This is a genomic window from Streptomyces cahuitamycinicus, from assembly GCF_002891435.1.
GTDB lineage: Bacteria > Actinomycetota > Actinomycetes > Streptomycetales > Streptomycetaceae > Streptomyces > Streptomyces cahuitamycinicus.
Genome location: NZ_POUC01000443.1, coordinates 1 through 6,345, shown reverse-complemented (window position 1 = coordinate 6,345; position 6,345 = coordinate 1). Strand labels below are relative to the sequence as shown.

Annotated in this window: 10 protein-coding genes and 1 pseudogene; 7 read left to right on the top strand and 4 right to left on the bottom strand. The window is 72.0% G+C overall.

Annotated features, from left to right (window positions below):
• Positions 1-216: 216 nt before the first annotated feature.
• Together C1J00_RS36165 and C1J00_RS36160 are read left to right on the top strand one after the other, a co-directional pair.
• Positions 217-612 carry a hypothetical protein gene (locus C1J00_RS36165; RefSeq protein WP_102913168.1) on the top strand — a complete coding sequence of 132 codons (396 nt, stop codon included), beginning with the start codon at positions 217-219 and terminating at the stop codon, positions 610-612.
• A gap of 80 nt (positions 613-692) precedes the next feature.
• A complete protein-coding gene (locus tag C1J00_RS36160) occupies positions 693-1,469 on the top strand; it encodes a DUF72 domain-containing protein (protein WP_102913167.1) in 777 nt (258 codons plus the stop codon).
• A 13-nt stretch (positions 1,470-1,482) separates the two neighbouring features.
• Here the strand turns inward: C1J00_RS36160 and C1J00_RS36155 are convergent, their stop codons facing one another.
• Positions 1,483-1,851, bottom strand: a complete 369-nt coding sequence (locus C1J00_RS36155; RefSeq protein WP_062925982.1) for a GntR family transcriptional regulator — start codon at positions 1,849-1,851, stop codon at positions 1,483-1,485.
• A 71-nt stretch (positions 1,852-1,922) separates the two neighbouring features.
• Between C1J00_RS36155 and C1J00_RS36150 the strand changes: the two genes are divergently transcribed.
• Positions 1,923-2,852: a GNAT family N-acetyltransferase gene (locus C1J00_RS36150; RefSeq protein WP_102913166.1), complete on the top strand. Its 930-nt coding sequence runs from the start codon at positions 1,923-1,925 to the stop codon at positions 2,850-2,852.
• Positions 2,833-3,333 (top strand): ribonuclease FAU-1 family protein, encoded by a 501-nt coding sequence (locus tag C1J00_RS36145; RefSeq protein WP_102913165.1) that lies wholly within the window; start codon positions 2,833-2,835, stop codon positions 3,331-3,333. Before C1J00_RS36150 ends, C1J00_RS36145 begins: the two co-directional genes overlap by 20 nt.
• Here C1J00_RS36145 and C1J00_RS36140 read toward each other — a convergent pair.
• Positions 3,292-3,924 (bottom strand): class I SAM-dependent methyltransferase, encoded by a 633-nt coding sequence (locus C1J00_RS36140; protein WP_102913164.1) that lies wholly within the window; start codon positions 3,922-3,924, stop codon positions 3,292-3,294. The genes C1J00_RS36145 and C1J00_RS36140 overlap by 42 nt on opposite strands.
• A gap of 138 nt (positions 3,925-4,062) precedes the next feature.
• Here C1J00_RS36140 and C1J00_RS47760 point away from each other — a divergent pair, with 138 nt between their 5' ends.
• Complete coding sequence (locus C1J00_RS47760) at positions 4,063-4,197, top strand: hypothetical protein (RefSeq protein ID WP_102913163.1); 135 nt, start codon at positions 4,063-4,065, stop codon at positions 4,195-4,197.
• 135 nt (positions 4,198-4,332) lie between these two features.
• Here C1J00_RS47760 and C1J00_RS47755 read toward each other — a convergent pair whose 3' ends face one another.
• Positions 4,333-4,467: a hypothetical protein gene (locus tag C1J00_RS47755; protein WP_281262788.1), complete on the bottom strand. Its 135-nt coding sequence runs from the start codon at positions 4,465-4,467 to the stop codon at positions 4,333-4,335.
• A gap of 181 nt (positions 4,468-4,648) precedes the next feature.
• On the opposite strand from C1J00_RS47755, the pseudogene C1J00_RS48435 reads away from it, so the two are divergent.
• Positions 4,649-4,861: pseudogene (locus tag C1J00_RS48435) on the top strand (lytic polysaccharide monooxygenase); the annotation flags it as partial.
• On the top strand, positions 4,777-5,121 hold the full coding sequence (locus C1J00_RS47750) for an LAETG motif-containing sortase-dependent surface protein (protein ID WP_439333466.1): 345 nt from the start codon (positions 4,777-4,779) through the stop codon (positions 5,119-5,121). The pseudogene C1J00_RS48435 and the gene C1J00_RS47750, both read left to right, overlap by 85 nt.
• 94 nt (positions 5,122-5,215) lie before the next feature.
• Here the strand turns inward: C1J00_RS47750 and C1J00_RS36120 are convergent, their stop codons facing one another.
• Positions 5,216-6,088 carry an esterase/lipase family protein gene (locus tag C1J00_RS36120; protein ID WP_102913162.1) on the bottom strand — a complete coding sequence of 291 codons (873 nt, stop codon included), beginning with the start codon at positions 6,086-6,088 and terminating at the stop codon, positions 5,216-5,218.
• Between the last annotated feature and the right edge of the window lie 257 nt (positions 6,089-6,345).

The window sequence follows — 6,345 nt, the reverse complement described above, 5'->3', positions numbered from 1 at the left end:
ATGGGTATAAGAGACAGGTCCAGCGGGGCCCGTGCCGGGGGTCGTCCAGCGGGGCCCGGCCACCCACCGGGGCCCGCCGCGGAGTCACCCCGCCGGGGCCCGTCGCAGGGCTGCCCGCCGGGCCCTCACAACCGCTTCTCACCTCCCTGTTACCCAGGCGTGCCAAGGTGTGCCGCGGAGCGACGCCGCGCTCCGCATGGACCAGGGAGGCCTCCGATGGCGCACACGGCGCCCACCGTGTTCAGCGAACCCGCCCACCGCGTCGCACGGTGGGTCCTGCCCGTCGCACTCGGTGTCGTCTACGGCAACTGGGTCGCCGTGAACCGGCGTCACGGCGGCCCGATCACCGGAGCGGATGTGGCGTCGGGCGTGTGGAGCGCACTCGCCTTCACGGCGCTCTGCATCGCCGTGGTCCAGGTGATCCGGCGCCTCAGACGCGACCTGCACGCCCTGCACGCCCTGCTCCGGGCCGCCTTCGCCGGTGTCGCCCTGGGCTTCCTCTGCAGCCAGACCGGCGACGACATCCGCCCCGTGGTCATCACGGCGCTGCTGGTCACGGCAGCCGTCTTCCTCCTGTTGTTCTACCGCTTCCACACGCGCGCCGACACGTAGCGGATCCGGCGGACCAGGTCGCCATGACCGCCATGACCGCTACGACCGCCCTCCAGGGCCTGCGGTGCTTTGATAGGGATATGACCCTGTTCGTGGGCACGTCCGGGTGGCAGTACAAGGACTGGCGGGACGTCCTGTACCCGTCCGGGCTGCCGATGCGGCTCTGGCTGGAGGAGTACGCGGCGCAGTTCGCCACCGTCGAGATCAACAACGCCTTCTACCGGCTGCCGGCCCGGGAGACCTTCGAGGACTGGCGGAGGCGGGTACCCGGGGACTTCGTCGTCGCGGTCAAGGCGAGCCGCTATCTGACGCACATCAAGCGGCTCAAGGATCCCGAGGAGCCGGTGCACCGCCTGATGAGCCACGCGGCCGGCCTCGGCGACCGCCTCGGCCCGGTCCTGCTCCAGCTCCCACCCACCCTGCGCGCCGACCCGGGCCTGCTGGACGCGTGCCTGGCCTGTTTCCCTGCCCCGGCCAGGGTCGCGGTCGAGCCGCGTCACGACTCCTGGTGGACCCCGCAGGTCCGCCGCGTCCTGGAGTCCCGGCGCGCCGCCCTGTGCTGGGCCGACATCCTGGCCCGCCCTGCGACACCCCTGTGGCGCACCACCGACTGGGGCTACGTCCGCTTCCACCAGGGCCGCGCCCGGCCCTGGCCCCGCTACGGCCGCCGCTCCCTCGCCACCTGGCTCGACCGCATCGCCACGACCTGGTCCGACGGCGAGGACGTCTACGCGTATTTCAACAACGACCCGGGCGGCGCGGCGGTGGAGGACGCGATGGCGTTCGCACGGACGGGGAGGTCCGCGGGGCTGGACATCACGAGGACACCGGAGCGACTGACACAGCGGTCCGGTTAGGCCCCCGGCCTCCCTACTCCCCGTACGCCGCCCGCAGGGCGTCCCGTACCGCGGCGAGCGCGACGTCCTCGCCCAGCCCGAGCCTCCTGGCCCGCTCCACATAAGCCTGTGCGGCCGAGGCCAGTTCGCGGTCCGCCGCGGAGCCGGCGGCGGCCACGAACGTGCCGTTGCGGCCGCGCGTCTCGATCACCCCGTCCGCCTCCAGCGCCCGGTACGCCTTGGCGACCGTGTTCGCGGCGAGTCCCAGCGACTCGGCCAGCCCCCGGACGGTCGGCAGGCGGTACCCCACCGGCAGCGCACCCGACCGGGCCTGCTCGGAGATCCGCGCCCGCACCTGCTCGTACGGCGGGGCGCTGTCGTCGATGTCGATCTTCAAGGTCACAGCCCGATTGTCGCGCACCCGCCGGAAAATGAGAGGCACCCCGAACGGGTCCACACGTAGCGTGCGTCCCCATGACCGTGATCGTGCGCGACCTGCGCCCCGACGTCCGAGCCGACGCCGAGGGGTTCTCAGCCACCCGCCGCCTCGCCCTTCCGTACATGCTCTCCACACCCGAGTCCGTGGTGCACACCCTCACGCACGCCCACCCGGACGCCCGCTTCGGGCAGCTCGTCGCCGAGGAGGGCGGCGAGGTCATCGGCACGGCCCAGATAAGCGTCGCCCATGACAGCCCGGAGCCCGGCCAGGGCTCCGCCAACATCTATGTGCGCCCCGGCCACACGGGGCGCGGCGCCGGTTCGCTCCTGCTGCGCACCGCCGAGGAGCGCCTGGGACGCCTGGGCGTCACCAAGCTGTTCACGTGGGTGCTGGACGAGCCGGACAACCGCGCCTTCGCCGAGCGGCGCGGGTTCCGGGCCAGCCGTTCCGCCTGGTTCCTGCGCCTGGACCTGGCGGCGGGTGCCCTGCCGCCCCGCCAGGATCCGCCGGCGGGCGTGGAGCTGCGCACGGCGGCCGACTTCGCGGACGATCCGCGTCCCGTGTTCGAACTGGACGCGGAGACCTCGTCGGACGAACCGAGCGACATCGACGTGGAGTTCACGGACTACGAGGCCTGGATCGAGGAGACCTGGAAGAACCCGCTCCTCAACCGCGACCTGACCACGATCGCGGTCGTCGACGGGCGCCTCGCCGCCTTCACCGCGGCGTTCACCGACGGTGGCTCCCGTTACGCCACGGCCATGACCGGCACCTCCCGCGCGTTCCGGGGGCGGGGCCTGGCGAAGCTCGCCAAGAACGACTCCCTGCACCGCGCCCGCGCCGCGGGGTACACCGAGGCGTTCACCGGCAACGACACCGGCAACGAGCCGATGATCGCCATCAACAAGTGGTTCGGCTACGAGACCTGCGCGAAGGAAATACGGTATGTCCGCGAACTCGGCTGACCACCTCCCGCAGTTGGACGTCGTGCTAGTCAAGGCGGGCCGTACGAAGATCCGTTACACCGGCGAGCTGCTGACGGACGACGGCACCCGCCTGGCGGTCCGCGCCCCGTGGGCGGGCTCCGGCGTCCGCGACTTCGGCTTCGTTCGCTTCGAGCCCGGGGACGTGTTCACGGAGTACTACTGGCGCGACCGCTGGTACGCGATCAAGGAGGTCCGCTCGGCCACGGGCGCGCTGAAGGGCTGGTACTGCGACATCGCCCGCCCCGCCGTGCGCTCCGGGTCGGAGCTCGTCGTGGAGGATCTGGACCTGGACCTGTGGCGCTCCGCGGACGGCACGGACGTACGGCGCCTGGACGAGGACGAGTTCGCCGAGAGCGGCCTCGGTGAGTCGGACCCGGAGGCGGCGCGGGCCGCCCTGGACGCGCTCGACGAACTGGAGTCACTCGCCCGCGGCGGCGACTTCACCGCGCTCCTGGCCTGACGTCCGGACCTGCGCGACCACCGCGTAGCGCTCGTCCGTGACCTGCCCGCCCCACAGCAGCGGGTCGTCCGAGAGCCGCTCCACGGACACCCGCCCGGCGATCGGGGCGAGCAGGCCGGTGAGCCGCTCGGCGGGTATGCCGACCGGCTCCACGCTCCCCCACACGCCCTCGACCAACACGAGCCGCCCGCCCGGCCGCAGCAGGCCGCACCAGTGCCCGAGGGCGCGGCCGGGGTCGGGCAGGGCCCACAGGACGTGCCGGACGAGCACGGCGTCGAAGCGCTGCTCCCCAACCGGCGGTGCCGCGACGTCACCGGCCAGGAACACGGCGTCACGCCCGGCGAGTTTCTCCCTGGCGAGCGTCACCATCGCCGGGGAGAGGTCCACGCCCGTCACCCGGTGCCCCTGCTCGGACGCGAGGAGCGACAGGCTGCCGGTGCCGCACCCGAGGTCGAGGACGTCTGACGCCCGGGCGGGCAGCCAGCCGCGCAGCCGCCCGGCCCAGGCGCGGCGCACCTGCGGGTCGCGCAGGCCGTGGTCCGGTTCCTCGTCGAAGGAGGCGGCCTCGGCGTCCCAGTCCACATTGGTCATGGTCCCAAGAGTGACACCGGCCACTGACACTCGAATCGTGACTGCCGCCACTGACAGACCGGGAGCGATGAGTAACCCTCCCCCGAAAGGTCTACCTCCGTGAGAACGCGGAACCCGGTAGCCCCTAAGGAGGCAGCCATGCGCCGTGTAACCGTGCAGAAGCCCCTGAAGAAGACGGATGTCCGCCGGGTCCGCGAAGAGGCCGACGAGCGTCCCTCGGGGCGCCCCGAGGTTCGCAAGGACATCGCCCGCACCTGGTGGCCGGACGCCTGAACGGGCCGGTACCCATCATGAGACGCATGTTTCAGAGCAGCCGCTTGCGGTAGTGGCCGCGGTCGCAGGACCCGTCCACGCGGCGCTTCACCAGCTCTAGCCGTATCTCGGACAGATCTCCCTGGTTCTTCCACGTCAGACCTCCATGGGTTGCGGCACCCGCCCGATGCGCTCGATGCGCTCGATGCAGGAGCGGAAGGCCGCGTCGATCACGTCCGCGACGACCGGTACGTCGGCGGCCCCGGCCGGCCGGATCTTCCTGTCTGCCATGCCGCGACGGTGCCTACCTGATGCGAGTCCGAACCCTCCCTTAAGCGGGCCATAAGGATCTCCTCCACCTGCCCTCAGCAGGCGATTTCGCGGTTCTCAGGGGCTAGCTTCGGGAGCACCCCACGGGATCCGGCCCACCGGGCCCGGACCTGTCCCCCGCACCGCTTCGAGGAGTTCCCGCATGCCCGCACGCCGCACGGCAGCCACCGTCGCCGCGCTCGGCGGCCTCCCGTTCGCCCTGACCGCGCTGGCCGCCGCCCCGGCCGCCGCGCACGGCTCGATGGGCGACCCGGTCAGCCGGGTCTCGCAGTGCTACGCCGAGGGCCCCGAGAGCCCGAAGTCGGCCGCGTGCAAGGCGGCGGTCGCGGCGGGCGGCACCCAGGCCTTGAAGGACACGGCGACAACGACCCCGGCACCTCGGCGGCTCCGGCCGCGGCTCCGCGGGGGAGCACGGCGGACCGGCCGAAGGCCGCCGCGTCCGCGCCCAACCAGCCGAAGGCGGCCGGTGCCACCGGCAACCTCGCCGAGACCGGCGGCGACAGCGGCACCACGTACCTCGCGATCGGGGGCGCGGCCACGCTGGCGCTCGGCTCGTCGGCCCTGTTCCTGTCGGCCCGGCGCCGGACGGTGAGCGGCGGGCGGCACGGCGGCTGATCCCCACCGCCCCACGACCCGGGGCCTGTCCGGCGGCTCAGGCCGGACAGGCCCCGAAACGCTTCCCCTGACACGTGTCCACCGGTGACACGTGTCATTCGAACGCCGAAGCACAGGTGGTGGGCCTGGCCCGCGCCGGATCGAGGGCGTTGGCCACCTCGTGGAAGGCGACCCGGTCGAGCAGCCCGATGGCCACATGCTCGGACAGGTCGACGGGGCACAGGTCCTGGAGCAGGACGTTGCGCACGTCCGGCCCGCTCAGGTACTGGCTGCGCCACGGCGTGACGACCTCGTCGTACCGCGTGGCGATGACGGTGTAGCGCACGCCGGGCACGGTGTCGCCGCCCGCGTTGAGCTTGGCGAGGAAGGCGGAGCCGGTGACCTGGTCGGCGAGGGCCGGGGTGTTCTTCGCCAGCAGGTCCGTGGCGCCCGGGAAGTACGGCAGCAGGTGGGTGAAACCGCTCAGGGTGGTGCCGTGGTTGCTGGGCGCGATGCCGACGAGGGCGTTCACCTTGGCGGCTCCGCCGAGGAACTTCAGGTAGTAGCGGGGCATCATGCCGCCCTGCGAGTGCCCGACGACGTCGGTCTCGGCGGCTCCGGTGGCCGCGAGCACCCTGTCCACGAAGTCCTTCAGCTGTCCGGCGGACTTCTCGACGGGTCCGAGGCCGTGGAAGAAGGGGACTCCCTCCAACTGCCCGTAGTCGAGGGAGAAGACGCAGTAGCCGCGGACCTTCAGGTAGGGGGCGAGGCCCAGCCAGTTGTCGACGGAGTTCCCGAGCGTGCCGTGAACCAGGATCACGGGGCGGGGGTGGGCGGCGGACGGCTTGCAGGAGTAGTCGTTCCAGCCGGAGTTCCAGCCGGAGCCCGGGGCACCGGCGGCCTGGGCCGTGGTGGCGGGGACGGTGACGGCCGCAGCGGTCAGCAGCAGCGCGGCCAGGGGTCTGAGCACTCGTTTCCAGGGCAGCATCGGGTGATCTCCTTGCGGCTCAAGGGAGGTGCGACGGCACTTGGCCCTGTGATCCGGATCACGAGGATGCTGTTCATTCGTCAAGTTACGGGCGAGTAGTCAAACTGGGAAGTTACGCGTCAGTAAAAACTTGCAGCGATAACCGGCATTCCGCGGCCCGACTGAAACCCCCTCACCAGGCGGGCCGGATGGGCCCGTGCGGAGCGATCCGCAGCAACTGCCGCCCCAGCGACCGCACCTCCCGTTCCCCCAGCAGC